Origin of the sequence: Streptosporangium sp. NPDC049644, assembly GCF_040675205.1 — a bacterium.
Lineage (GTDB): Bacteria > Actinomycetota > Actinomycetes > Streptosporangiales > Streptosporangiaceae > Streptosporangium > Streptosporangium fukuiense.
In genome coordinates, this window is sequence record NZ_JBFAOJ010000066.1 from 23,192 (window position 1) to 47,888 (window position 24,697).

The 24,697-nt window shown below is 71.2% G+C and carries 22 protein-coding genes; 7 read left to right on the plus strand and 15 right to left on the minus strand.

Annotated elements, in window-relative coordinates; all coding sequences use genetic code 11:
- Positions 1-159: 159 nt before the first annotated feature.
- Complete coding sequence (locus AB0J58_RS30155; protein WP_364221975.1) at positions 160-1,179, minus strand: hypothetical protein; 1,020 nt, start codon at positions 1,177-1,179, stop codon at positions 160-162.
- Positions 1,180-1,305: 126 nt separating this feature from the next.
- Between AB0J58_RS30155 and AB0J58_RS30160 the strand changes: the two genes are divergently transcribed.
- Complete coding sequence (locus AB0J58_RS30160) at positions 1,306-1,767, plus strand: RDD family protein (RefSeq protein ID WP_364221978.1); 462 nt, start codon at positions 1,306-1,308, stop codon at positions 1,765-1,767.
- Positions 1,768-2,138: 371 nt separating this feature from the next.
- Positions 2,139-3,260, plus strand: coding sequence for a serine hydrolase domain-containing protein (locus AB0J58_RS30165; RefSeq protein WP_364221981.1), 1,122 nt, complete (start codon positions 2,139-2,141; stop codon positions 3,258-3,260).
- A gap of 135 nt (positions 3,261-3,395) precedes the next feature.
- Here AB0J58_RS30165 and AB0J58_RS30170 read toward each other — a convergent pair whose 3' ends face one another.
- The 10 genes from AB0J58_RS30170 to AB0J58_RS30215 all read right to left on the minus strand — a co-directional run bounded on the left by AB0J58_RS30170 (position 3,396) and on the right by AB0J58_RS30215 (position 16,012).
- Positions 3,396-4,190 (minus strand): methyltransferase domain-containing protein, encoded by a 795-nt coding sequence (locus tag AB0J58_RS30170; protein ID WP_364221984.1) that lies wholly within the window; start codon positions 4,188-4,190, stop codon positions 3,396-3,398.
- Positions 4,190-4,870 (minus strand): DUF4191 domain-containing protein, encoded by a 681-nt coding sequence (locus tag AB0J58_RS30175; protein ID WP_355552123.1) that lies wholly within the window; start codon positions 4,868-4,870, stop codon positions 4,190-4,192. The genes AB0J58_RS30170 and AB0J58_RS30175 overlap by 1 nt, the downstream gene beginning before the upstream one ends.
- A gap of 141 nt (positions 4,871-5,011) precedes the next feature.
- The gene (locus tag AB0J58_RS30180) at positions 5,012-7,390 is read right to left on the minus strand and encodes a glycoside hydrolase family 3 C-terminal domain-containing protein (RefSeq protein WP_364221989.1); all 2,379 of its coding nucleotides are present in this window, start codon (positions 7,388-7,390) and stop codon (positions 5,012-5,014) included.
- A 263-nt stretch (positions 7,391-7,653) separates the two neighbouring features.
- Positions 7,654-8,583, minus strand: coding sequence for a lipoyl synthase (gene lipA, locus AB0J58_RS30185; protein ID WP_350927878.1), 930 nt, complete (start codon positions 8,581-8,583; stop codon positions 7,654-7,656).
- 117 nt (positions 8,584-8,700) lie between these two features.
- The gene (lipB, locus tag AB0J58_RS30190) at positions 8,701-9,378 is read right to left on the minus strand and encodes a lipoyl(octanoyl) transferase LipB (RefSeq protein ID WP_343963872.1); all 678 of its coding nucleotides are present in this window, start codon (positions 9,376-9,378) and stop codon (positions 8,701-8,703) included.
- A gap of 28 nt (positions 9,379-9,406) precedes the next feature.
- Positions 9,407-10,144 carry a peptidase E gene (locus AB0J58_RS30195; protein ID WP_343963870.1) on the minus strand — a complete coding sequence of 246 codons (738 nt, stop codon included), beginning with the start codon at positions 10,142-10,144 and terminating at the stop codon, positions 9,407-9,409.
- Between the two features lie 38 nt (positions 10,145-10,182).
- On the minus strand, positions 10,183-11,079 hold the full coding sequence (locus AB0J58_RS30200; RefSeq protein ID WP_364221993.1) for a TIGR01777 family oxidoreductase: 897 nt from the start codon (positions 11,077-11,079) through the stop codon (positions 10,183-10,185).
- Between the two features lie 302 nt (positions 11,080-11,381).
- A complete protein-coding gene (gene sucB, locus AB0J58_RS30205; protein WP_364221996.1) occupies positions 11,382-12,854 on the minus strand; it encodes a 2-oxoglutarate dehydrogenase, E2 component, dihydrolipoamide succinyltransferase in 1,473 nt (490 codons plus the stop codon).
- Between the two features lie 36 nt (positions 12,855-12,890).
- The gene (lpdA, locus tag AB0J58_RS30210) at positions 12,891-14,270 is read right to left on the minus strand and encodes a dihydrolipoyl dehydrogenase (RefSeq protein ID WP_364221999.1); all 1,380 of its coding nucleotides are present in this window, start codon (positions 14,268-14,270) and stop codon (positions 12,891-12,893) included.
- A gap of 197 nt (positions 14,271-14,467) precedes the next feature.
- Positions 14,468-16,012 carry a leucyl aminopeptidase gene (locus AB0J58_RS30215; RefSeq protein WP_364222002.1) on the minus strand — a complete coding sequence of 515 codons (1,545 nt, stop codon included), beginning with the start codon at positions 16,010-16,012 and terminating at the stop codon, positions 14,468-14,470.
- Between the two features lie 90 nt (positions 16,013-16,102).
- Between AB0J58_RS30215 and AB0J58_RS30220 the strand changes: the two genes are divergently transcribed.
- The 3 genes from AB0J58_RS30220 to AB0J58_RS30230 are packed head-to-tail and all read left to right on the plus strand — an operon-like array spanning position 16,103 to position 18,522.
- Entirely contained in the window at positions 16,103-16,450 is a 348-nt protein-coding gene (locus AB0J58_RS30220) for a GntR family transcriptional regulator (protein WP_343982896.1), read from the plus strand.
- 49 nt (positions 16,451-16,499) lie between these two features.
- Positions 16,500-17,540, plus strand: a complete 1,041-nt coding sequence (locus AB0J58_RS30225; protein WP_364222005.1) for a DUF1648 domain-containing protein — start codon at positions 16,500-16,502, stop codon at positions 17,538-17,540.
- Positions 17,541-17,598: 58 nt separating this feature from the next.
- Entirely contained in the window at positions 17,599-18,522 is a 924-nt protein-coding gene (locus AB0J58_RS30230) for a CPBP family intramembrane glutamic endopeptidase (protein ID WP_364222008.1), read from the plus strand.
- Positions 18,523-18,691: 169 nt separating this feature from the next.
- Here the strand turns inward: AB0J58_RS30230 and AB0J58_RS30235 are convergent, their stop codons facing one another.
- Complete coding sequence (locus tag AB0J58_RS30235) at positions 18,692-19,645, minus strand: adenosylcobinamide-GDP ribazoletransferase (protein WP_364222011.1); 954 nt, start codon at positions 19,643-19,645, stop codon at positions 18,692-18,694.
- A 164-nt stretch (positions 19,646-19,809) separates the two neighbouring features.
- Entirely contained in the window at positions 19,810-20,853 is a 1,044-nt protein-coding gene (locus AB0J58_RS30240) for a bifunctional adenosylcobinamide kinase/adenosylcobinamide-phosphate guanylyltransferase (protein WP_364222014.1), read from the minus strand.
- Positions 20,854-21,062: 209 nt separating this feature from the next.
- Between AB0J58_RS30240 and AB0J58_RS30245 the strand changes: the two genes are divergently transcribed.
- Positions 21,063-21,269 carry a hypothetical protein gene (locus tag AB0J58_RS30245; protein ID WP_030910294.1) on the plus strand — a complete coding sequence of 69 codons (207 nt, stop codon included), beginning with the start codon at positions 21,063-21,065 and terminating at the stop codon, positions 21,267-21,269.
- Between the two features lie 121 nt (positions 21,270-21,390).
- Here AB0J58_RS30245 and AB0J58_RS30250 read toward each other — a convergent pair whose 3' ends face one another.
- Positions 21,391-22,389, minus strand: coding sequence for an aldo/keto reductase family protein (locus tag AB0J58_RS30250; protein ID WP_343982911.1), 999 nt, complete (start codon positions 22,387-22,389; stop codon positions 21,391-21,393).
- Between the two features lie 44 nt (positions 22,390-22,433).
- On the opposite strand from AB0J58_RS30250, the gene AB0J58_RS30255 reads away from it, so the two are divergent.
- A complete protein-coding gene (locus AB0J58_RS30255) occupies positions 22,434-23,816 on the plus strand; it encodes an SMI1/KNR4 family protein (protein ID WP_364222017.1) in 1,383 nt (460 codons plus the stop codon).
- A 141-nt stretch (positions 23,817-23,957) separates the two neighbouring features.
- Here the strand turns inward: AB0J58_RS30255 and AB0J58_RS30260 are convergent, their stop codons facing one another.
- Positions 23,958-24,566, minus strand: coding sequence for a DUF3043 domain-containing protein (locus AB0J58_RS30260; RefSeq protein WP_343982916.1), 609 nt, complete (start codon positions 24,564-24,566; stop codon positions 23,958-23,960).
- Positions 24,567-24,697 lie beyond the last annotated feature (131 nt).

Genomic DNA, 24,697 nt, shown 5'->3' on the forward strand with positions numbered 1-24,697 from the left:
ATGGGGCACGGGCTATCAGGCCGAAGGTATGCCTGCGCCGTTACCGCCCCGTGTCTCGTTTGTTTCACTCGTGTTAAGCGAAAGTCGCCTTCACGCTAGTTCTCGGACCCCGTCTGGACGGGTATACCGAGCCTTCCTTTGCCCGGTTTTGCCGGATTTTCACGTGTTCGACTTCAGTACCCTGCACTCATCCGAGGGCTCGTCCTCAAGCGAATAGGGGTCCACGGGAGGGCCGTCGGCCTTCAGCTTCCGGTCGGGAGACGAGTCCGGATAGAACGGGTGGATATAGGCGTCGTCGACGTCGCACCGGGCCGGGGCGGCCCCACCACCGTTCCAGTTCTTGACCCAGAAGCGCAGCCGGCCGTCCTGGCGCCACACGTCCAGTTCACCGATGTTGTGTACAACGAGCCTGGTCAGGGTGTCCGGCCGGCCCGGTCGCCGGATCGCGTACACGAACAGATAGTTGACCTTGACCTGGACGCCCCTGAGACCGTTCTCCTTGAAGGTCGACAGCCGGGTCCTGCCGTGGACCTTGAAGGTCTCGCTGACGAGCTCGGCGCTCTTCGGGGCCAGGCCGACCACCCAGGCCCGGCTCTCGTACGCGTTCTTCCTGCCGGGGTGCTTGAGTCCCTTGACGAACGGTGCGCGCTGCTCGGGGTCCAGCAGCCGGATCAGCTTGTTCGGTCTGCCGCCCAGCAGCACCTTCCGGTCCAGGTGCGAGGCCGCCAGAAGCTCTTTCGCGTGCCGGATGGCCGCGGCCACCTCCTTGCGGCTCAGCCCGCCGATCGCTCTGGGCTCCGGCATGACCAGCCCCTTTATGCCATCGGCGTACTTCTGGGCCGGTGAGCCGTCGAAGGGGGAGACCTGCGCCGGCTCCACCGGGGCCGGTTCGGCGCTCCGCCCGGCCGTCGGATCGGCGGACGGATCGATGCCGAAGTCCGCGAGGACGGCGGCGCGGACCTGCTCGGCGGTTTCGGGCCGGTAGACGACGAACCCTCCGGCCGCCGCCACCAGGACGGCCATCGCGACCGCGGTCCACCGCCGCCTGCGGCGACGCCGGAGGCGGGGCTGCCGTGCCCATTCCTGTTCGGCGATCTTCATCATCCGCTTGCGCTCGCGACTGTCGATCTGAGCGGTGAGCGCCTCGAAGCGCTGGTCGATGTCACCGTTGTCGGGCACGGGGTCTCCGGGGGGAATGTGCTTGCCGAGATGTCAGTGCAAATGATCCATTGCTCTGGCCCGATCCAGGTAGCCGAGGGATCGGGCGGATGCGGGAGCGGCACCGGGGGCGGCTACCGTTGGGGCATGAGCAGCAAGCAGCCGCGTTGGACCCAGACCTGGCTCGGTGGCGTCAGATCGGCCGGAGTCGACCTTGGTTATCCGGGGGAGCGGCTCGGGCTGCCCGCAGAGGGCAGCGGCTCGGTGGCCGGGTTCGGCCGCAGGCTCGGCGCCATCGTGGTCGACTGGCTGATCTGCACCTGGGCCATCACCCAGGGGCTCCTGCGGATCGACCCCACCCATTCGGCCTGGGTCCCGATCCTGGTCCTGGCCGCCGAATACCTCCTGCTGGCGGGCACCATGGGGATGACCTTCGGGATGCGCCTGTTCGGCATCAGGATCGCCGCGCTCGGCGGCGGCCGCCCCGGGTTCGTCTCCGTGCTGGTACGGACCGTCCTGCTGTGCCTGGCCCTGCCCGCCCTCATCTGGGACCGCGACCAGCGGGGCCTGCACGACCGCGCGGCGAACACCGTGGTCGTACGCCTCTGAGGCGCGTCCCCACACCCGCAGCCGATTCCTTTTCCCTCCGGCGACCGTCACAACGGCGGGCGCCCGCGCCGGGCGGGCCGCGGCATGGAAGAGATGTCGTTGCCAACCGGCAACCCGCGGCGGCGGCCTACCTCAGGCGCCCCGGCGAGTCCGAGTACCGGGGCTCGTGGCTCGGCGTCCTGCGGGTCGAGGACGGGCTGGTGACCCAGATCACCACCTTCGGTGCCGAGATCTTCCCGGCGCTCGGCCTCCCCGCGGCGCCGTGACCCGGCGGACAGGGGGCGGGCGCGAGAACCGAGTGCCCGGAGCGATTCCTTTCGCGGTCCCCGGCCGTCGTAACGGTCACACATCGCGGCGCGGAAGGGATGATCATGAACGATATGCAGAAGCGGGTCCAGGAGGCGGCCGACAGGCTCGTGGAGTCCGGGACCGAGCGGGGCCTGCAGGTCGCCGTGTACCGGCACGGCGAACCGGTGGTCGACGTCGTCGCGGGTGTCGCCGACCCGGCCACCGGGCGTCCCGTCACGCCGGACACGCCGTTCTACAGCGCCTCGACCGGCAAGGGCGTCACCTCGACAGTGCTGCACGTGCTCGTGGAGCGGGGCGTTCTCGGCTACGACACGCCGATCGCCGAGCTGTGGCCTGAGTTCGGCGCCCACGGCAAGGAACGCGCGACGGTGCGGCACGCCCTGACCCACTCGACGGGCGTGCCCGGCGTGCCCGCCGGGACCACGCCCGAGGACCTGTGCGACTGGGACGGGATGTGCGCGGCGATCGCCGATGCCAAGCCCTGGTGGGAGCCGGGCACCAGGACCGGCTACCACCCCCAGTCGTTCGGCCACCTCATCGGGGAGATCGTCCGCCGGAGCACCGGCAGGCCGATCTCGCAGGTCCTGCGGGAGGAGGTCGCCGGACCGCTCGGGGTGGCCGGTGAGCTGTTCTTCGGCGTCCCGGAATCCGAGCTGGGCAGGCTGGCCCGGCTGGAGGACACGCCGAACGACTTCGAGACGTCCGCGGAGACGTTCGCCGACATACCGTTCTTCAGGGTGGTGGACGGCTACACGGCGGCGCCGATGGCGGCGATGCCGGATGCCGGGTTCGGCAACCGCGCCGACGTGCTGACCTCCGACATCCCGGCGGGCGGCACCATGTCCGCCCGTGCCGTGGCCCGCATGTACGCCGCTCTGCTGGGAGAGGTGGACGGTGTCAGGCTCGTCTCGCCGGAACGGCTGCGAGAGATCACCGAGGTGGCGGTCACCGGCGTGGACGAGGTCACCGGCACTCCGGTCACCAGATCCCTCGGGTACGCCGTCGGCGCCACCGAACTGCTCGACGCCCCCACCCTGTTCGGGATGGCGGGCAGCGGTGGCTCGGCCGCCTACGCCGACACGGCCGACGGGATCGCGATCGCCATGACCAAGAACCTGCTCTCCGGCGGAGACTTCGGCACCTTCGACGAGATCGGCCGGATCGTCATGAACGCCGGCCGCTAGGCCCGCGTTCCCGGCCGATCCCAGACGACCGCCCGCGACATCGGCTCTCACCTGGCAACCGGCCCATGACGATCTCCGACGTGCGGGAAAGGCGGCCGGGACGCCGTCCGTGTCGTATGGCGGGCGGGTACGCGTCTACCGGGCGCAGGTGAAGATCGCGGTGCCGGGCAGGTGGTGGCCGCGCAGCGGGCTCCAGCCGCCCCACTCGCGGTCGTGGCCCGGCGGCCACTCGGGCTCGGTCAGCTGCCGCAGCACCAGTCCGGAGGCGGTGATGAGCCCGATCCAGTCGGCCATCGTGCGGTGGTGCTCAACATAGGACGGACGCCCGTCCTCACCGATCTCCACGTACGCCGAGCGGTCGAAGTAGGAGCGGTCGGAGGTCAGCCCGGCGGGGCCGGGGTCGTCGGGGAAGGCCCAGCGGATGGGGTGGCTCACCGAGAAGACCAGGCGGCCCCCAGGGCGTAGCACCCGGTGGACCTCGGCGAGGACGGCTCCGGCGTCGGCCACGAACGGCAGCGCGCCGTAGGCCGAGCAGGCCAGGTCGAACGTCCCGTCGGCGAAGGGCAGGACCTCGGCGTCGGCCTGGACCACGGGGAGCGCGGCGCCCGCGTCCAGGTCGATCCGGCGCGAATGCTGAAGCTGGCGGAAGGACAGGTCGAAGGCGGCCACCCTGGCGCCCCGGCCGGCCAGCCAGCGCCCGCACTGCCCGGCACCGCAGCCGATCTCCAGCACGTTCTTGCCCGCGACATCGCCCAGCAGGCGGGCGTCGGCCTCGTCCAACCCCTCGGGACACCAGACGAACCCGGAGTCGCGCAGGAACTCCCCGTGCTCGGCCTGGTAGTCGTCGGCGGCGCCGTCCCACCAGCCGCGGTTGGCCCGGGAGGTGGCCGCGGCGTCCACCTGATGGCGGCCCACCCCCGCGGAGCCCATCAGCGCATCTTCGGGCGGGGCATCTTCGCGCCGCGCGGCAGCGGGCCCTTGGGCATCGGCAGCGTCTGCGGCAGGGCCTTCAGCCGGTTGTTGATCTCGTACAGGGCGGGCTTCTTGAGGTTGCGGGGCAGCTTCATCAGGTGCCGCTGCAGCTTGGCCAGCGGGATCTGCCCCTCGCCGTCACCGGACTGGATGTCGTAGACGGGCACGTCCAGCGCGACTCGCTGGACGCGCTTCTTCTCGGCGACCAGCATCTTCTGCACCCGGCTGCCCGGCCCCTCCGAGACCAGGATGATGCCGGGGTAGCCGACCACGCGGTGCACGATGTCCTGGTCGCGGGTGACCGCGACGGCCGGGGTGACCTCCCAGTTGCCGCGCATGCCCTGCAGGATCGCGGCGGCGGCGCCGACCTGCCCGTGCAGCATGGAGTACTGCGCCTTCTGGGCGAGCTGGCCGAACACCACCAGCCCGACGGTCAGGGCCAGCAGGATCCCGATGAAGAGCAGGTACCAGAACCAGCCCGTGACCAGGCCGATCACCACGAACAGCGCGAGCGTGCCCAGCGCCGAGGCGTAGACGATCGGCATCCCCTTGGGGTTGGCCTCCTTGATGATCTTCGCGATCATACGGAGTTGCTTGATGCGCCCCGGGCGCTCTGAGTCTTCGGGCTTCTTGGCCATGTCTGAAGGATACAAATCCATGGCTCAAGAAGTGAAAACGTGACCTGCCAGGGTCCGGCTCCGGCGCCGGGGCCGAAGGCCGCGGAGCACCGGAAAGGCCGGTGGTGCCAGGAGGAACGCCCCGGCCGGCTTTTACCTGGATTATCCGGTCACGGTCCCGCTCAGGCGGCGGTCGGCGACGCTGCGGCCCACCTCGACCGTGTAGTCCCCCGGCACCGTCGACCAGCCCCGGTCCGTCCACACCTGGAAGGCACGTTCGGGCAGGTGGACCGTGGTGACCACGGTCTCGCCGGGGGCCGCGTCGACGACGGAGAATCCGGCGAGGGCACGGGCGGGCCGTCCCGGGTCCCGGTCCTGGGGGGCGAGGTAGAACTGGACGATCTCACGGCCGGGGCGTTCGCCGGTGTTGGTCACCGCGACGGTCACGGTCTTCCCGGCGACGGCGACGGAGTCGTAGGACCAGTGGGTGTAGCCCAGGCCGTGGCCGAACCAGAACGCCGGTACGCGGCCGGCGCGCTCCCAGGCGCGGTACCCGACGAAGACGCCCTCCTCGTAGGCGAGTTCGCCCCCGGTGGGCGTCACCCGCAGAACCGGCGCGTCGGACTCGCGGACCGGCCAGGTGGTGGGCAACCGCCCCGAGGGCTCCGCGTCACCGAACAGCACGTCGGCCAGCGCGTTGCCCGCCTCCTGCCCGGGAAACCAGGTCAGCAGCACCGCGGGGACCCGCTCCAGCCAGGGCATCTCCACCGGAGAACCGGCGTTGACCACGACGATCGTGCGAGGGTTCGCCTCGGCGACCCTGGCGATCAGCTCGTCCTGGCGTCCGGGCAGGGCCAGGCCGGTGCGGTCGAAGCCCTCGCTCTCCACCTCGGGGGTGGTCGAGGCGACCACGATCGCCACGTCGGCCGCCGAGGCGGCCCGCACCGCCTCGGCGATCAGCGCGTCGTCGCCGGGGGAGGGGTCGGCGTGGCCCAGGGCGAACGCCACGAACGCCATGCCGGTGAACTTCACCCGGGGATGCCGTACGACCAGCTCGACGGGAACACCGGAGGTGAGCGTGACGGTGAACCGGCGCTCCGGAGGCGCCAGGAACGCGGCGGCCGGGTCACCGCCGGTCAGCGAGATGGTCTCGTCGAGGACCGTCCTCCCGTCGACCTCGACGATGAACGCGCCGACGCCCACCACGGAGAACTCGTGCGGGCCGCTCACGTCGGGCAGGTAGGCGGCGCGGATCTCGACGGCCGCCAGGCGGCCGGTGTCGACGTCCGAGGGCAGCCGGCCGACCCAGCGGGCCTCGGCGCCTGCCAGCCGGTGCTCGGCCAGGACCCCGCCGTCCGCGCCCAGGAAGAGGGCCCGGCAGGGGACGGCGAGCGGCGCCAGCCGTATCCGGGGGTCGGTGCCGAGCGCGTGGCGCACCTCTACGCCCCCGCGCGCACGGAGCCCCTCCAGCGGTGAGACGATCCGGTCGGGGAACACCTGGGCGCTGCCGCCCCCCATGATCCGGGCCTCCGCGGCCGCCGACCCGATCAGTGCCACGCTCCGCACGCCCGCGAGCGGCAGCAGGCCGCCCTCGTTGCGCAGCAGCGTGAACGACCGCGCGGCCACCTCACGGGCGAGGGCGGTCCCGTCGACCGCGGCACACCCGTCTGCGATCGCGTCATCGGGGGTGGGCCGCAGGGCGCCGACCCGCAGGGCCAGGCGCAGGACGCGGCGGACCTGGTCGTCGACGACCTCCTCGGCGACGCGGCCCTCGCGGACCGCCGCCTCCAGCTTCGCGCCCCACGGGCCTGACGGGCCCGGCATGGCGACGTCGAGGCCGCCCTCGGCGGTCGCCTCGGTGGACCTGGCGGCCATCCAGTCGGAGACGACGAAGCCGTCGAAGCCCCACTCGCCCTTCAGCAGGTCGCGCTGGAGTGCCCGGTGCTCGGTCATCGTGGTCCCGTCGACCGAGTTGTAGGCGGCCATCACGCCCCAGGCGCCGGCCCGTACGACCCGCTCGAACGGGGTCAGGTAGACCTCCCGCAGGGCCTTCTCACCGACCTTGACGTTCACTGTGAACCGGTCGGTCTCCGAGTCATTGGCCACGAAGTGCTTGGGCGTGGTGGCCACGCCGCAGGACTGGACGCCCTCGACGTAGGCGGCTCCGATCTCGCCGGTCAGGTACGGATCCTCGGAGAAGCACTCGAAGTGCCTGCCCCCGAGCGGGCTGCGGTGCAGGTTGAGCGTCGGGGCGAGCAGCACGTGCACGCCCTTGCGCCGGGCCTCCGCCGCGAGCAGCCGCCCCGCCTGGCGGACCAGCTCCACGTCCCAGGTCGCGGCGAGCGCCGTGGGGCTGGGCAGCGCGATCGACGGATCGTCCGACGACCATTCCTCGCCCCGGACACCGATCGGGCCGTCGCTCATCACCAGCCGGGCGAGCCCGATCTGTGGCAGCGCGGGCAGGGACCACATGTCGGCTCCGGTCAGCAGACGCACCTTGGCGCCCAGGTCAAGCTTTCCGATCAGCTCTTCGACGTCCATGCCGACAGTCTCGCCTTGGAACCGACCGCTTGGTAGGTCTGGCGGCAACCTCGTCGCACAACGTGGGAGACCCTGCCCCTGGAGCAGCCGGGCGATCGCCGACGCCGGAGAGGGAGACGGCCGAAGAACCCCGGGCGCCGACCGGAGCCCGCCCCGAGCCGGACGCAACCGTTCCCGGGGAGGAACCCGAACGGAAACCGGAAGGGTCCCGCTCCTGGCCAGGAGCGGGACCCTTCCGGTTCGCCAGAGCGCGCGGGCCGGGCTCAGGCGTGCTGGCGGGCCTCGACCGCCTGCTTGTACAGGCGGCCCGCCCGGTAGGAGGAGCGAACCAGCGGCCCGGAAAGGACCCCGGCGAAACCGATGGCCTCCGCCTCCTTGCCCAGCTCCACGAACTCCTCCGGCTTCACCCAGCGGTCGACGGGGTGGTGGCGCGGAGTGGGCCGCAGGTACTGGGTCACGGTGAGCAGGTCGCACCCGGCCTCGTGCAGGTCGCGCATGGCCTGGACGACCTCCTCGCGATCCTCGCCCATGCCGAGGATCAGGTTGGACTTGGTCACCAGGCCGGCCTGGCGGGCCTTGGTGATCACTTCCAGGGAGCGCTCGTAGCGGAAGGCGGGCCGGATGCGCTTGAAGATCCGCGGCACGGTCTCGACGTTGTGCGCGAACACCTCGGGCCTGGCGGAGAAGACCTCCTCCAACTGGGCCTGGTCGCCGTTGAAGTCGGGCACCAGCAGCTCGACGCCGCAGCCGGGCAGCAGCGCGTGGATCTGCCGCGCGGTCTCCGCGTACAGCCACGCGCCGCCGTCGGGCAGGTCGTCGCGGGCGACACCGGTCACGGTCGCGTAGTTGAGGCCCATCTGCCGCACCGAGTCGGCCACGCGGCGCGGCTCGTCGGTGTCGTACGCCTTGGGCTTACCGGTGTCGATCTGGCAGAAGTCACACCGCCGGGTGCACTGGTCGCCGCCGATGAGGAAGGTGGCCTCGCGGTCCTCCCAGCACTCGGAGATGTTGGGGCATCCGGCCTCCTGGCAGACCGTGTGCAGCCCCTCGCGCTTGACCAGCGCCCGCAGCTCGGTGTGGTTCGGGCCCGTCCTGAACCTGGTCTTGATCCATTCGGGCTTCTTCTCGATGGGGGTCTCGGCGTTGCGGACCTCCAGGCGGAGGAGCTTCCGCCCTTCGGGTGCGACGGTCATGCGAGCTCCTTCGTCGGTCGAGGGACCGAGGTGTTGCACGTCGAGGTGGGGTAAATGTGGTCACGCTCGCTCACCTGTCCAGCTTATGTCCCACCGCGAGCCGCGAGGCTCCGGGGGTCAGCGCCGGAACAGGTCTTCCTCGGGCAGCTCGAAGGCCCGCGCGCCGAGCGCCTCCGCCAGGTGCTTCTCGGCGTACGGCAGGACCTCGTCGACCACGATCCGCCGGCCGGTCTCGGCGGACAGCGAGGAGACCCCGGCGTCGCTGATGCCGCACGGGACGATCCGGTTGTACCAGCTCGGGTCGTTGGAGCAGTTGAGCGCGAACCCGTGCATCGTGACGCCGCCGGAGACCCGGATGCCGATGGCTCCGACCTTCCTGTCCGGCAGGCCGTGCGAGGGGTCTCCGGCCACCCAGACGCCGCCGCGCCCCTGGACTCGGCCCGCCTGCACCCCGAAGTCGGCGCAGACGGCCACCAGGGTCTCCTCCAGGAGCCGCACGTAGGCGTTCACGTCGAGCGGGCCGCCGAGCCTGATGATCGGGTAACCGACCAGCTGGCCGGGGCCGTGCCAGGTGATCCGGCCGCCCCGGTCGACCTCGACGACGGGAGTGCCGTCGGAGGGCCTCTCGTGCGGCGCGGTTCGTTTTCCCGCCGTGTAGACCGGCGCGTGCTCAAGCATCAGGCAGGTGTCGGGAATCTCCTCGGCCACGCGGCGTGCGTGGATGCGCCGCTGAAGATCCCAGGCCTGCTCGTAGGGGAAGTCAACGCCAAGACGGACGATTGCCAGGTCACTCACGTCTCAAGAGTAGTTGACCCGTTCGTGGTCACGACGTGAGAAGCCGAGGCTCGATGCGGAACTCCTTGGCCCCACCCGCCCCGTCGTGCTCGACCTTGTAGGCGTAGGCGCCCGGGTGCACGCTGACGGCCTGGATGAACTCGGTGCCCACGTAGTGCAGCGCCACCCCCTCGTCCGCCGCGTAGCCCCCGGGCAGTTCGCCCGAGGCCACCGCCTCGTGCAGCAGCGCGCGGCGCTGCGGGTCGGAGTCGTAGTGGACGCCGCACGAGTGGGGCAGCAGGCCCAGGCCCTCGGACCACACCCGCAGCGTCGGGCCGAAGGAGTCGGTGTTGCCGCCCACGTGCCAGCAGAGCGCCCCGGCGCTCTGGCCGCTCAGCACCACGCCGGCCCGCCACGCCTCCTCGAAGATCTCGTCCAGGCCGTGCAGCCGCCACAGGGCCGCCAGGTTGGCCACGCTGCCGCCGCTGACGTAGATGACGTCCTGGCCGAGCACCCACTCGCGCGGATCCTCGACGTTGGGCATCGGGAACACCGTCAGGTGGCTGACCTCGACGTCCCACTCGCGGAAGGCGCCGTACATCTTCAGCAGCCAGTCGGCGTCGTCGCCGGTGGCGGTGGCGAGCAGGCCCAGCTTCGGCCGGTCCTGGCCGGTCAGATCGAGGGCGTACCGCAGCAGCGCGCTCGCCTCTATGAACCCGTGGCGCTCGGACGGGCGGAACGAGCCGCCCCCGATGGCGAGGATGTGAGACTGCCCGGAACTGCGCATACGTGACCTCTTCGACGGCTTTGGCGGAAACAGGGACCCTAGAGTACGGCGGCCAGCGCCTCGTTGAGGCGCGTATGCCGGAACGTGTAACCAGACTCCAGGAGGCGCCGGGGCAGCACCCGCTGCCCGGTCAGCACCCCCTCCTCCGCGAACCCCCCGATGGCCGTGCGCAGCGCGAACCCGGGTACGGCGAGCGGCATGGTGGGCCGGTGCAGGGCCGCTCCGAGTGCCTTGGTGAACTCCGCGTTGGTGACCGGCTCGGGCGCCGTCAGATTCACCGGCCCCGAGATTTCAGGATTTTTCAGTATGTGTTGTACGGCGAGAACCCAGTCGTCGCTGGAGATCCATGACCAGTACTGCTCTCCCGAGCCCAGAGGCGCTCCCAGCCCGAGTTTGAAGATCGGCAGGATCTTGGCCAGTATGCCGCCCGCGCGGCTCAGCACCAGGCCGGTGCGGAGTCGGGCCACCCGGACGCCCGCCTCCTCGGCGGGGGCCGTCTCGGCCTCCCAGGGCACCACCACCTCCCGGGCGAGGAATCCCTCACCCGGCGGGGCCGTCTCGTCCACCTCGCGGTCCCCGGTGTCCCCGTAGTAGCCGATCGCGGACGCCGACAGCAGCGTCGGAGGCCTGTCCGGCAGCTCCGTCAGCGCTCTCACCAGCGTCCTGGTTCCCTCGACCCGGCTGCGGACCAGTTCGCGTTTGACGTCCTCGTTCCAGCGGCGGTCGCCGATTCCCGCGCCGGCGAGATGGACCACCGCCTCCGCGCCCTCCAGCGCCGCCGGGTCGATGAGCCCTTTGCCCGGGTTCCAGAACGTCTCGTCGGCGCCCTGCGGCGCCCGCCGCACCAGCCGGACCACCCGGGCACCGTCGTCCCGCAGGGCCTTGACCAGAGCCGATCCCAGCAGGCCCGAGGAGCCGGTCACGATGATCGTCATGCCGTCCAATGTAATCGACCTCCTTCGAGGTCTTCGGAAACCGAAGGCCGATCGGATTCGCGCCGTTTCCGAGAGAGCCCCGATCCCGTACCGGCGGCGCCTCTGGCGTACCGAAAAGGCGAGGCGCGACACGCGGGAGAGAACGAACCGGGCCGGCCCGCGAAGTCGCGGGCCGGCCCGGTACGAGAGAACCGCCCTCTGGATCCTTCCGCTGCGGTCAGGCGGCGCCTCGCCGAGTTCCCGACGCCTGGTGAGGCACCGCCTGACCGGTCCTCGGCACGGCGAGATCCGCCGGGCGGAGCCTAGGCGTTGAGGCCCAGCTGGTTCTCGAAGCGGCCCTCCTCCAGGCGACGCTTGATCGTCGTCAGGAAGCGGGCGGCGTCGGCGCCGTCGACCAGGCGGTGGTCGTAGCTGAGCGCGAGGTAGACCATCGAGCGGACGGCGATGACCTCGCCCTCGGCGGTGTCCAGGACGACCGGTCGCTTGACGACCGCGCCGGTGCCCAGCATGCCGACCTGCGGCTGGTTGAGTATCGGCGTGTCGAACAGCGCGCCCCGGCTGCCGGTGTTGGTCAGCGTGAACGTGCCGCCGCCGAGCTCGTCCGGGCTCACCTTGTTGGTGCGGGTGCGCTCGGCCAGATCGGCGATCTTACGGGCCAGCCCGGCGATGTTGAGGTCGCCCGCGTCCTTGATCACCGGGACGATCAGGCCGCGCTCGGTGTCCGTCGCGAAGGCCAGGTGCTCGGCGTCGAAGTAGGTGACCTCGTTGGTCTCGCTGTTGATCGTGGCGTTCAGCTTCGGGTGCTGCTTGAGCGCCTCGATCGTGGCGAGGGCGAAGAACGGCATGAACGAGAGCTTGACGCCCTCACGCCGCTGGAACTCGGCCTTCGCGCGGTCGCGCAGCTGCGCGATCTTGGTGACGTCGACCTCGACCACGGTGGTGAGCTGGGCCGAGACCTGCAGCGACTCGACCATGCGCTTGGCGATGGTCTGGCGCAGCCGCGACATCTTCTCGGTGCGCCCGCGCAGCGTGGTGTCCACCGCGACCGGCTCGGGGGCCTGCGCGGGCGCGGCCGCCGGAGCCTGGGCGACGGCCTGCGGGGCCTGGGCCGGGGCCTGGGCCGCCGCGGCCCGCTCGCGCTGGTCGCGGGCCGCTTCCAGCACGTCCTGCTTGCGGATGCGGCCGCCGACACCGGTACCGCTCAGCGAGTCGAGGTCGACGCCGTGCTCGCCGGCGAGCTTGCGCACCAGCGGGGTGACGTACGGGCTCTCACCGGAGGGCTGGGCGGCGGGCTCGGCGGCCGGTGCCGTCGCGATCGGGGACGGCGGCGCGGCCGGGGAGCTCTGGACGGCCTGGGGTGCCGGGGCCTGCGCCGGCGCCGGGGCGGGAGCGGGGGCGGGGGCCGGGGCCGGGGCGGGGGCCTGCGGGGCGGGCTGCGGGATCGAGGAGACCGGCTGTGCCTGCTGCTGGGGGGCCGGCTCGGGCTCGGGCTCCGGTTCGGGGGCCGCCTCCTGTGCCGGGGCGGCGCCCTCGGTGCCGTTCTCGTCGATGACGGCGAGCTCGGCGCCGACCTCGACCGTCTCGTCCTCGGCCACCACGATCTTCGTGAGGATGCCCGCGGCCGGAGACGGGATCTCGGTGTCGACCTTGTCGGTGGAGACTTCGAGAAGCGGCTCGTCGGCCTCGACGCGCTCGCCCTCCTTCTTCAGCCAACGGGTGACGGTGCCCTCCGTGACGCTCTCACCGAGCTGGGGCATCTGTACGGACTTCGGCATTGGTGTCTTCTCTCGCGTTCCGAGTGAGGGCTTACGTTAGTTGTGGACGTGGAGCGGCTTGCCGGCCAGCGCCAGCATCGCCTCGCCGACGGCCTCGGACTGGGTCGGGTGGGCATGGATGAGCTGGGCGACCTCGGAGGGCAGGGCCTCCCAGTTGTAGATCAGCTGCCCCTCGGTCACGAGCTCGCCGATGCGACGGCCGACCATGTGCACGCCGAGCACCGGGCCGTCCTTCGCAGAGATGATCTTGACGGCGCCCTGCGTCTGCAGGATCTGGCTCTTGGGGTTGCCCGCGAGGTCGTAGGTGAACTCGACGATCTCGTGGCCGCGCTCCCTGGCCTGGGCGGAGGTGATGCCCACCGAGGCCACCTCGGGATCGGAGTAGGTGATCCGCGGCACGCCGTCGTAGTCGATCGGCACGGGGTTCAGCCCCGCGATGTGCTCGGCCACCAGGATGCCCTCGGCGAAGCCCGCGTGGGCGAGCTGCAGGGTCGGGATGAGGTCGCCGACCGCGTACACGCCGGGCACGCTGGTCTGGCAGAACTCGTTCACGGTGACGGTGCCGCGCTCGATGGCGATGCCCGCCTCCTCGAAGCCCATGCCCGCGGAGACCGCGCCGCGGCCGACCGCGACGAGCAGCAGCTCGGCGTCCAGGGTCTTGCCGTTGGCCAGGCTGACGACCACGCCGGTGTCGGTGGTCTTGACGCCCTCGAAGAAGACGCCCAGCTCCTGCTTGATGCCGCGGCGGCGGAAGGAGCGCTCGAGCAGCTTGGAGCTCGACTCCTCCTCCAGCGGCAGCAGGTGCGGCAGGCCCTCGACGATCGTCACCTCGGCGCCGAAGGAGCGCCAGACGCTGGCGAACTCCACGCCGATGACGCCGCCGCCCAGGACGACCACGGAGGTGGGCACCCGGTCGAGCTTGAGCGCGTGCTCGCTGGTGATGACACGCTCGCCGTCGATCTCCAGGCCGGGAAGGGACCTTGGCGCGGAGCCGGTCGCCAGCACGATGTTGCGGCCCTCGTAGATCTCGGAGCCCACCGCCACCCGGTTCGGGCCCGCGAGACGGCCCGCACCCTCGATGATCGTGATGCCCTTGCTCTTGAGAAGGCCCTGCACGCCCTTCCAGGCGCGATTGACGATCTTGTCCTTGAACGCGTGGACCGCGGGCACGTCGATGCCCTCGAAACGGGCCTTGACGCCGTAGGTCGCGCTTTCCCGCGTCTCGTCGGCGACCTCCGCGGAATGCAGAAGCGCCTTGGTGGGAATGCACCCCCGGTGCAGACAGGTGCCGCCGATCTTGTCCTTCTCGATCAGCGCGACCGTCTTGCCCAGCTCGGCCGCCCGCAGAGCGCAGGCATACCCGCCGCTACCGCCACCCAGGACGACGATGTCGTAGGGGCCGCTGCCATCAGCCACAGGAAAGCTCCTTGTCGGATTGGAATACCGTGTTCACGGTCGCGCCCCTTCCGTGCCCTGGCCGGCCGCGCGGATCCTCGATCGCATCCACGTCGCCGCCTGACTCGGCTCGGCGCCCAGTCGGTGCCCGCCCTTGGCCCGGCACCGACAACCGCATCTTTTCATCTGTCTGTGTTGCTTGTGACCCGCACGCGCGGCTACGCCGACGCCTGGGCGGACCCGGTCGAGTAGCGCTCGGCCAGGCCGACGAGCGTCCGGGTGACCGCCCCGGTACCGCCCTTCGGCGTGTAGCCGTGCGGCTCCCCCTTGTTGAAGGCGGGACCGGCCATGTCAATGTGTGCCCAACGGACACCGTCCGGCACGAATTCCCGCAGGAAGATCGCCGCGGTGAGCATCCCGCCGAAACGCTCGGGGTGCAGGTTGGCGATGTCGGCCACGGGCGAGTCGAGCCCCTTGCGAAGCTCGTCGGGCAGGGGCATGGGCCACGCGGCCTCGCCCTGCGCGCCCGCCGTCGCGACGATCTCGGCCCGGAGGTCGTCGTCGTTGGCCATGACGCCCGCCGTCCGCCAGCCCAGCGCGACGATCTGCGCGCCGGTGAGCGTGGCGACGTCGACGATCACGTCGGGCTCGTCCTGACCGGCGCGGGCGATGCCGTCGATCAGGACCAGGCGGCCCTCGGCGTCGGTGTCGAGCACCTCGACCGTCTTGCCCGCGAAGCTGGTGAACACGTCGGAGGGACGCTGCGCGGTGCCGCTCGGCATGTTCTCGGCCAGGCAGAGGTAGCCGACCGCGTTGACCTTCAGGCCCAGCCTCGCGATCGCGAGCATCGCGCCGAGGACGGCGCCCGCGCCGCCCATGTCCGACTTCATCCAGTCCATCGCGGCCGACGGCTTGAGCGACAGGCCGCCCGAGTCGAAGGTGATGCCCTTGCCGACGTAGGCGAGCTTCTTCTCGGCCTCGGGGTGGCTGTAGGCGAGGCGTACCAGGCGGGGCGGGTTCGCCGATCCCTGGCCGACGGCGACGATGCCGCCGTAACCGCCCTCCTTGAGCGCCTTCTCGTCCAGGACCTCGACCGACAGGCCGGCCTCGCCGCCCACCTGGTCGGCGATCTCGGCGAAGCGCGCGGGCCACAGGTCCGAAGGCGGGGTGTTGACCAGGTCACGGACGAACGAGACCGACTCGGCCAGCGTGCCGGCGCGCTCGATCGCGGCCTCGGCGCCCTCGGCGTCGGTCAGCACGGCCAGCTCGGCCACCGGGGCGCTCGGCTCGTCGGCGGTCCGGTACCTGGTGAAGGAGTACGCGCCGAGCAGGCCGCCCAGGGCGACGGCGCCGGCGTGCTCGGCGCTCGCGGCGGGCAGGGCCAGCGCCACCCGGCCGGTGCCGGCCAGGGCGCGGACCGCGGTGCCCGCGGCACGGCGCAGGGCCTCGGCGTCGTAGCCGTTCTCGGGGGCGTCGCCCAGGCCGACGACGACCAGCAGGGGCGCGGTCAGCGCGCCGAAAGTGGGGATCTTGGAGATCTCGCCCGGCTTCCCCTTGGCGCCCACACTACCGAGCGCGGCGGCGAGCCTGCCGCCGAGAGCCTGATCGAGGCCGTCAGCCCCGGGAGCGGGGAGCAGGCCGTCCGGTCCGGTATGGACGCCGACGACCAGTGCGTCGGTATCGAACGAGACAGCGTTGTCAGTTGGGGTCAGCCGCACAGTGGTCACACAAGCCGATGCTAGTAGGGCTTGCGCAGTACTCATAAACGAGGGTTCGTCCTACGAATCGCGCCGTCCGATGGTGCTACCGGGAGTGGCATCATCGAGAGGGATGGTGCTAATGTCACTAGCACTATGTTGCTCACCTTGGATATGGGCGATCCCCGGCCACTGCACGAGCAGGTCGCCGAGGCGATCAGACGTGCCGTCGCCGAGGGGTCCTACGCCCAGGGAGACCGGCTCCCACCGGCGCGCGACCTGGCCGCCGCGCTGGGCATCAACGCCAACACGGTGTTGCGCGCCCTGCGGGACCTGCGTGACGAGGGGGTGCTGGAGTTCCGTCGCGGCCGCGGCGTGAGCGTGCTCAGCCGCCCCAACCCGCGCAGCGTCATCGAGGAGAAGCTGCGCTCCCTGCTCGCCGAGGCGGTCCAGTACGGCTACCGCCACGACGACGTCATCGAACTCATCAGAGAACTGTCCTGACTTCCTCCCCGGAGCCGAAGCCCGGGGTCCCCACGCCGAAAAGAGTCAGATGATCGGGTCGGAGACCCGGTCCTTCGAAGGGAAGACCGAGATGGGCCAGCGAGCCCGATTCCTGTCCGTGGCGGCCGGCTGGTCCGTGCTGGTGGCCGCCGTCCTGGTCGCCGCGCCGCTGACGCTGCGAGACCGGCTGCCCGATCCGATCGCCACGCACTGGGGCGGCTCGTCCGGCGCCCCCGACGGCTCTATGCCGTTCACCGCCTCGGTGCTTTTCCAGGTCGGCCTGTGGGTGCTGATCTCGGGCGTCCTCTGCGCGGTCGCGCTCGTCAACGCCGGGATGCTCAGGAACAGGGCGAACCGCATGGCGCTCGGTGCCGTGCTGGGCGGTGGCGGCCCGTTCTTCCTGGGGTTGCAGGCGACCACGTTGTCGGCCAACCTCGACGTCCCCGACTGGAGGCAGGCGGATCACCTGGGGTGGAGCGCGCTGCTCGTGGTCGCGGCGCTGCTGCTGGGCGGCTGGCTCGGCGCCCTGATGGCCCGTCCGGGTCCCAACGACCTCCCGGAGCCGAAAGCGACTTCTCCACGCCGGGTCCCGCTCGGTCCCGGCCAGCGCGCGGTATGGGTTTCCTATTTGCGCAACGGCCTGCTCGTCGCGCTCGGCTGCTCCTTCCTGGCCGCAGGGATGGGGCTCGCGGTGCTCGCCCTGCTCGGCGGCGACGGCATGCTCTGGATCCCCGCGACGATCATCGGTCTGGTGGGTCTGGTAGGCGTGATCTTCAGTTCGGTACGGGTGCAGGTCACCGAGGAGGGCGTCGCCCTCTTCTATGGACCGCTCCACCTGCCCCGCAAGCGCATCCCGATCACCAGAGTGGAGCGGGCCTGGTCGGAGGAGCTGTTCCCGTCCGATGTCGGAGGCTGGGGTGTCCGCGGCCTGCCGGGTGGCGCGACGGTCATGCTCCGCGGCGGGGAGTGCCTTGTGATCGGCTACGTCTCCGGTGGTCGCTTCGCCGTCTCGATCGACGACGCCGAGAACGGCGCCGCCTTGCTGAACACCCTCGTGGCCAGGACGTCCACCGCTTCCGGCGTCCGCTGACCTCCACCTTCGTGGACCTTCCCCCACCCCCCGAAACCGAGCATTGGAAGGTGACCTCATGTCCCGCCGATCCACTGATCTGTGGCTGTTTCTGCTCGTCGCGTTCGGCCTGTCCTGGCTGTTCGCCCTGCCCCTCTGGCTGACAGGTGCGCGGATCGGCGCGCCCGCGTTCATAGCGGTCGGAGTGGCGATGATGTTCACCCCGACGCTGGGCGTCCTCGCCGTCCGGCTTTGGGGCAGACGGCTCGGGGACCCCGCCACCGGTTGGCGTGAGTGGGCCGGGCGGACCGGCCTGTGGATGGGGGAGCGTCGCGGGCGCACGCTCGCGCTCGTCGCGCTGGCCTGGTTCGGCACCCCTCTGCTGGTGATCGTCGCGATCGCGCTCAGCGCCGCCCTCGGCCTGCTCTCCGTCGACCTGTGGGGGCTCAGCCTGTTCCGCGAGAGCCTGGCGGCGGCCTCCCCGGGCCGATCGCTTCCGGTCGAGCCAGGAGTCCTGGCGGTCGCGCAGATCGCGGTGGTCTTTCTGATCGCTCCGCTGATCAACTCGATCGCGGCATTCGGAGAGGAATGGGGGTGGCGGGGCTGGCTGCTGCCCCGCCTGATGACGCTCGGCACCTGGCGGGCGCTCCTGGTCTCCGGGGTGATCTGGGGAGTCTGGCATTTCCCGCTCACCCTGCGCGGATACAACTACCCCGAGCTGGGTGCGTGGGCGGCACCGATGTTCATCGTCTTCTGCGTGGTCTTCGGAGCGCTGCTCGGCTGGTTCCGTCTCTACTCCGGGAGTGTCTGGCCGGCGGTCGTCGGGCACGGCTCCCTGAACGCCTCCGCCGGCCTGACCCTGCTTGTCGGTAACGCGGCGGACCCGCCCAATCTGGCCATCGCGGGGATCACCGGGCTGGTCGGCTCGGCGCTGCTGGCCGCGGTCTTCGCGCTGGTGATCAAACGCTGGCCGATCGAGCCACAGCCCCAGGCCATCGGCTGAGAGCCGAGGACGAGGAGAGGAATGCTCCTGCCGCCCTCGCCGATGGGCCTCCTCTGTTCGGTCCGTCCGATGTCCGGTCCGTCCGATTCGCCGAATCCGGCTGCTCTGCTCGGGCCCGTCGGGTCAGGCAGGTCCGCAGGGTCTGGCACGACCGGACGAGGCTGGAAGGTCAGCTCACGAGTACCGTGCTCACCAGCAGGGCCGTGACGGTGGTGATCTCGACCAGGGCTCCCAACACGTCCCCGGTGATGCCGCCGAGCCGGCGCACCGCTCGGCGCCGCACCACCCAGGCCGCCAGCAACCCGAGGAGTACGGTCGCAGGCAGTCCCCAGGAGGCGGAGAGACTCCCCAGCCCGGGAGCAAGGTCGCTGAGGCCGCCCGGTGCGGCTCCCCGGGAGCCGGAGAGCGAGTCGATTCCCGAGGCGAGCCCGTGGCTGTCCTGATGAGTGCCGAGGAGCGCAGAAGAGGACGACCGGACGTCGAGGGCGCCGGTGTCAGGCAGGAAGAGCAGCGCGGCCGACCCCGCGAGCACCAGCACGGTCATGCCCACCGCGACGCTCCGTCGCACGGTGCCCGCGACCATCGCACCGAGCCCGCCGGGGCGGGCCGGGGGGATACCCGCTCGGCAGGCCCAGGTGAGGGCCAGCCGCCCGGCCGCGCAGGCGGTGACCAGGACGATCGGCCCCATCCCCGTGTGGGCGAGTTCCGACAGGGCCGCCACCTGGAGTAGCAGGGTGCAGACCAGGGTCACCACCCCGAACGGGCCGATGTCGGACCGTTTCATGATCTCCAGTGCCCGTTCGGCGGGCTTCCCGCTGCCCAGCCCGTCGGCGAGATCGGCAAGCCCGTCCAGGTGCAGCCCCCGGGTGAGCAGTGCGAGGACCGTCACGGCGAGCACCGACGCCGGAAGCGGCGTCATCCCCAGCCGGAGCGCCGTCGCCAGCACCAGTCCCGCGACGGCCCCGAGCACCGCCCCCACCAGCGGGGCCATCGCCATCGCGACACCCCCCGCCCTGCGGTCGACCAGCCCGGGCCGGACCGGGAACACGCTCAGTGTGCCGATCGCGAGACGTACCCCGTCGGCGAACGTCGACGACCTGTCGGGAGGCGGGGGCGCGGGCACGACCGCAGATCATAGCCCTCCCGGACGCCCGGATGCCGGGAGGCCCGGGACGCGGGGATGGTGGGGCCGGCGACGTTCTTTGATCCGGGTATTCGGCGTCTCTCGGCGAACGGAGGGGCCGGCGCTGTCCCTGGGGTCTCGGTGTCACCTCGCCGAGGAGAGGCTCAGCAGGGAAGAGGGAGGAGACGGCCGGCGACGACGAGGGTGACGTCCTCGGATTCCGCGGCGAGGCGCTGGTTCAGGCGGCCTAGGACGTCACGGAACATCCGGCCGCTGGCGGTGGCGGGCACCACGCCGAGGCCGACCTCGTCGGAGACCGCCACGACCCGGGCCCGGGTCTGCCGCCAGGCCGCCACCAGGTCGTCGCACCGGGGCGCGACCGCGTCCAGGCCGTCCCCGCCCGACCAGGCGTCGCACTCGTCGAAGACGGAGGCGACCCAGGTGCCGAGCCCGTCGATCAGCAGCGGGGTCCCGGTGGACCGCAGCAATCCGGCCAGGTCCGCGGTCTCGGTGGTCTCCCAGTGGGCGGGTCTGCGGTCACGATGCGCCCGGACCCGGCGCAGCCACTCGGGATCGCCGTCGCCGGACGGCCCGGTCGCGACATAGCGGACCTCGGGTTCGGCCGCCAGCCGTAGTTCGGCCTCCGCGGACTTGCCCGACCGGGTCCCGCCCAGCAGCAGGGTCCTTCGGGGCGGGGGAGCCGGAAGTGGCGGGGGCTCGCCGATGTCGAGGACCGTGCCATCCGGTACGGCGCGCACCCCCCACAGGTCTGCCCGCCTGGCCAGCTCCGCCTCCGTCGGTACCCGGTGGTCGAGGTCGACGGCCAGCACGTGTGTTCGCTCACCGACCAGGCCCCGCCGGCGCAGGTCCCCCAGCCGTGCCGGCCGGTCGAGCACGTCCAGCAGCACCAGGTCCAGAGCCGCTCCCGGGCCGGCGGGCTCGCGCGCCTCGTAGGGGAGAGGGGCGGGCGGGCCGGCAGGGGCGTAAAGGACGCGACGGCCGCCGGGGGTGGTGATGGTGAGGCCGTCCGGACCGGGCGAGGCGCGGTAGCCGGGTGGGAGCGGGCCGGCGGACGGCAGCCGCACGGAGCCGCCGAGCAGCACGGACGTGGGGCGGCGGCCGGGGGCGATCCGGGCGCAGGAGACGCACCCGCAGCCCGGGGCCGGCCAGCCCGCCGCAGCCGCGGTACCGGAGATCAGGACCTTCACACCCGGCCTCCCATCGGGTTCAAGGAGTTGCGAGCCGCCACCTTCCGGCGGAAGCGGATGACCTCCGCAGCGTACGGGGGGCCGGGAACAGCCGGGGCGACGGGGCACGAGACCATGATCCTGCCTCCACGCTCGGGGGCACCCTGGAGAGGTAGGGTTCGCTGAGCCGCCGAACGGCACTGGCAGGATCCGTGAGAAGGAGCTATGGCATGACGTGGCGCTGGCGTTATGAAAACGCGAATGGCGGCGAGGTAGTCGAGGGGGTCGCGCCGTCCGACACGTTCCCGAGCCAGGCCGATGCCGAGTCGTGGCTCGGTGAGAACTGGCGTGAGCTGCTGGAGGCGGGGGTCGAGAAGGTCACCCTGCTAGAGGACGAGAAGATCGAGTACGAGGGAATGTCCCTGCGCCCGGAGTGAGGGAGGAACCCGCTGATCGGGCGGGCCGCCCGGCAGAGGGGCGGATGCGAACCGGCGAGTGATGCACCGGCCCTTCGCCCCTCGGTGAGAAGGGGCGAGGGGATCTCGACCGGGACAGGTTCTAGGGACGCCGTTTGGGGCTGACGGTCTTGGCGGGGTCGCGCTCGACGACCGGGCCGAGGACGTCGTCGATCTTCTTGAGCACCTCGGCGTCCAGCCTCACCCCGGAGGCCCTGACGTTGTCGCGGACCTGCTCGGGCCTGCTGGCGCCGACGATGGCCGAGGACACGTTCGGGTTCTGCAGCACCCAGGCCACCGCGAGCTGGGCCATGCTCAGCCCGAGATCGGCGGCGATCGGCCCCAGTCGCTGGACGCGGGTGAGCACATCGTCGTCGAGCATCCGGGAGATGAAGTTGCCCCCGGTGGGGTCGGTGGCCCGGGAACCGGCCGGGGGCGGCTGCCCCGGCAGGTACTTGCCGGTGAGCACGCCCTGGGCGATGGGGGAGAAGACGATCTGGCCGACGCCCTCCTTCTCGCTCAGCGGCACCACCTCTGCCTCGATGACCCGCCACAGCATGGAGTACTGGGGCTGGTTGGAGACCAGGCGGTCGAAGCCCATCTCGTCAGCGATCTTCAGGGCCCGGCCGATCTGCTCGGCGGTCCACTCGCTGACGCCGACGTAGAGGACCTTGCCCTGGCGTACGAGGTCGTCGAAGGTCTTGAGGGTCTCCTCGAGCGGCGTCTCGTAGTCGAAACGGTGTGCCTGGTAAAGATCGACGTAGTCGGTCTGCAGACGGCGCAGCGAGCCGTGCAGGGACTCGGTGATGTGTTTGCGTGACAGGCCGCGGTCGTTGGGCCCCTGACCGGTCGGCCAGTAGACCTTGGTGAAGATCTCCAGAGACTCGCGGCGGACGCCCGCGAGAGCGCGGCCGAGAACCTCCTCCGCCTTGGTGCCCGCGTACACGTCGGCGGTGTCGAAGGTGGTGATCCCCTCATCGAGCGCCGCCCGCACACACTGCTTGGCGGCGTCCTCCTCTACCTGGGAACCGTGGGTGATCCAGTTGCCGTAACTGATCTCACTGACCATGAGACCGCTCCGGCCAAGGTGGCGGAATTCCATGCTCTGACATTAGTAGGTGACCGATTCGGGATACTCTGCCGGGCGTGTTGCGGTTGATCACTTCGCGGAGGGTACGGCTGGCGCTCGCCGCCGGGCTGCTGGCGGCGGTCGTCGTGCTGGTCGTCCGCCTGTGGCGGAGACCGGAGGGCGGTCCGGGGGGCGACTCCCCGATCAAGAAGGCGTCGATCGGCTCATCGGCGGAGAAGACGGACTCCGGAGCCGGGCACGCGCCGCGCCGGCCTCCCGCGCCGCTCCTCGGCGTCCCCACCGAGGAGGATCTCAGGCGGTACGCCACCGGTCCCCCCTCCGCCTTCCGGTCCGCCTTTGAGCGGACGTTCGCGCCCAGGCCGCCGCACGAGCCGCTGGACGGGGCGGTCAAGGGTCGCCTGGTCCGCTGGGGCGCCGTCGGGATCGGGCTCTGCCTGCTCGCCTTCGGTACTGCGCAGGTCCTGGAGAATGCGGTCTTCTCGAACAGGACGGAGACCGTCGAGGCGACCGATCTCCGGAACCAGCCCGGCGCGGACGGGCGGTGCGGGCCGGAACCGGATGTTCCGCCGGAGCCGGGGGCGCGTTATCCGGCCGAAGGGGAGCCGACGGCGGGCCTGGACGTCGTCGTGTGCCGGAACGGAGTGCCCGAGGCGTCTGAAGCGCAGGAACTCTTCAAGGCCGTCCAGGAGGGTCCGGACACCGCCAGGATGTATCCCGACATGGAACAGCCCCTCTATCCGGTGGAATCCGCCCGGCCCTACGAGCCTCCGGCCCCGGAGGAGACTCCTGAGGCGGTTCCCGACGCGGACTGCCGGCCGCAGGCGAGGGCCTCGCGGGTGCGGGTGATCGACCCCCGGATGACCAGGGCGGTGAACCGCCAGTGGCGTCGCATCGAGCGGTGGCTCGCGGCCAACGCCCCGGAGAGCCTTCGCACGCTGGGCAGGCCCGCCAGGGCCCGCACGATCGCCGTCGCCGAGGCGCAGATGGGCCTGCGCTTCCCCGACGACCTGCGTGCCTCCCTGCTACGGCACGACGGGGCCCGTGTCGTGGGCGACACCTGGCCGTTCGGCTTCATCGGTAACCGGAACCAGGGGGTTCGCGAGATCCGTGACACCTGGCGGCGGCTCTGCGGGATGGACGGGGAGGACATCGGCGCAGCGGCCGGCGTCGACGCGCGGGCGGAACGGTGGGACGGGCGGATGATCCCGTTCGGCGCCAACGGAGGCGGCGACCACCTGGTGATCGACTCCGTGGCGCGCGGCGTCGGGCGGACCGATCACGAGGGCCAGATGAGCTTCACGCCCGGCGGTATCCGGATCCGCTCGTACTACGGCCTGCTGAAGGCGACGGCCGACGCCCTGGAGACCGGCGGGTCGGTGGGCCACTGGAAACCCAGGGTGACCGGCGGCGAGCTGGACTGGGACGTCGTGCGGTCCTGATCGCCGCCCCTCCCGCCCGAGAGCGGGTGCGGGGACTGCCGGGAAAGCCCTTCGGATCCGCTTCGCGGCCGTTGCGCGGGACAAGAAGAACCCCGCCCCTCTCGAAGGAGGGGCGGGGTTCGAAAGCCGGTGTGCCGCGAACTACTTCTTCGGCGGGACCGGCCTGCCGCCGGGCAGGACGGTGGGCGGGGGGAAGCGCAGCTTGCGGATCTGCAGCGCGCGCATGGCGGCGTAGAAGCCGACACCCTTGAGGTTCTCGCCGGGGAACTTCTCGGCGGCGAGCTTCTTCACCTTCCAGGACACCCAGATCGAGGTGAGCAGCACGCCGACCATCATGATCGGCCAGCCGATCGTGATCACCGCGACGTAGACGTAGCCGCGGACGTCGGTCGGAAAGGGGATCCAGGTGAGCAGCAGGATCAGCAGGGAGAACGGCAGGAAGTACTGGCTGACGACGCGGCGGGAGTCGACCCAGTCGCGCGCGAACTTCCTGACGGGCCCCCTGTCGCGGGCCGGGTAGTAGCGTTCGTCGCCGCGCAGCATCCCCTCGCGCGCCTTGGCCCGGTCGTTCGCCTGGCGCTCGCGGAGCTGCTTGTAGGCCTCTTTGCGGTTGTTGGGGGCGTTCACCGGCTGTCGGCGACGGCCTTCGGCGTCCCGTCGCTTGGGTGTGGGACGCCCCTTGCCCGCAGGCTTAGGATCGTTAGCGGAGGCGGGGGAGTCGTCCGCGGTGGTCTGGGTACGTCGGAACACAACGTCAGCCTACCGGGAGTGCAACTTAGTGACGCCCCCGCGCGTTATGCGTAGGGTGAACCCTATGGTGGCTCCGGTGCTTTTCGGGGGGCTGGAATCACTTGGGGTGACCCGAAGCGCACTTGAAGAAG

What these genes read in the sequence shown, in the direction of transcription:
- AB0J58_RS30160 (WP_364221978.1), top strand. Translation starts at nt 1,306, where the DNA reads ATGAGCAGCAAGCAGCCGCGTTGGACCCAGACCTGGCTCGGTGGCGTC.
- AB0J58_RS30165 (WP_364221981.1), top strand. Translation starts at nt 2,139, where the DNA reads ATGAACGATATGCAGAAGCGGGTCCAGGAGGCGGCCGACAGGCTCGTG.
- AB0J58_RS30170 (WP_364221984.1), bottom strand. Translation starts at nt 4,190, where the DNA reads ATGGGCTCCGCGGGGGTGGGCCGCCATCAGGTGGACGCCGCGGCCACC.
- AB0J58_RS30175 (WP_355552123.1), bottom strand. Translation starts at nt 4,870, where the DNA reads ATGGCCAAGAAGCCCGAAGACTCAGAGCGCCCGGGGCGCATCAAGCAA.
- AB0J58_RS30180 (WP_364221989.1), bottom strand. Translation starts at nt 7,390, where the DNA reads ATGGACGTCGAAGAGCTGATCGGAAAGCTTGACCTGGGCGCCAAGGTG.
- lipA (WP_350927878.1), bottom strand. Translation starts at nt 8,583, where the DNA reads ATGACCGTCGCACCCGAAGGGCGGAAGCTCCTCCGCCTGGAGGTCCGC.
- AB0J58_RS30195 (WP_343963870.1), bottom strand. Translation starts at nt 10,144, where the DNA reads ATGCGCAGTTCCGGGCAGTCTCACATCCTCGCCATCGGGGGCGGCTCG.
- AB0J58_RS30200 (WP_364221993.1), bottom strand. Translation starts at nt 11,079, where the DNA reads ATGACGATCATCGTGACCGGCTCCTCGGGCCTGCTGGGATCGGCTCTG.
- sucB (WP_364221996.1), bottom strand. Translation starts at nt 12,854, where the DNA reads ATGCCGAAGTCCGTACAGATGCCCCAGCTCGGTGAGAGCGTCACGGAG.
- AB0J58_RS30215 (WP_364222002.1), bottom strand. Translation starts at nt 16,012, where the DNA reads ATGAGTACTGCGCAAGCCCTACTAGCATCGGCTTGTGTGACCACTGTG.
- AB0J58_RS30220 (WP_343982896.1), top strand. Translation starts at nt 16,103, where the DNA reads ATGTTGCTCACCTTGGATATGGGCGATCCCCGGCCACTGCACGAGCAG.
- AB0J58_RS30225 (WP_364222005.1), top strand. Translation starts at nt 16,500, where the DNA reads ATGATCGGGTCGGAGACCCGGTCCTTCGAAGGGAAGACCGAGATGGGC.
- AB0J58_RS30230 (WP_364222008.1), top strand. Translation starts at nt 17,599, where the DNA reads ATGTCCCGCCGATCCACTGATCTGTGGCTGTTTCTGCTCGTCGCGTTC.
- AB0J58_RS30245 (WP_030910294.1), top strand. Translation starts at nt 21,063, where the DNA reads ATGACGTGGCGCTGGCGTTATGAAAACGCGAATGGCGGCGAGGTAGTC.
- AB0J58_RS30250 (WP_343982911.1), bottom strand. Translation starts at nt 22,389, where the DNA reads ATGGAATTCCGCCACCTTGGCCGGAGCGGTCTCATGGTCAGTGAGATC.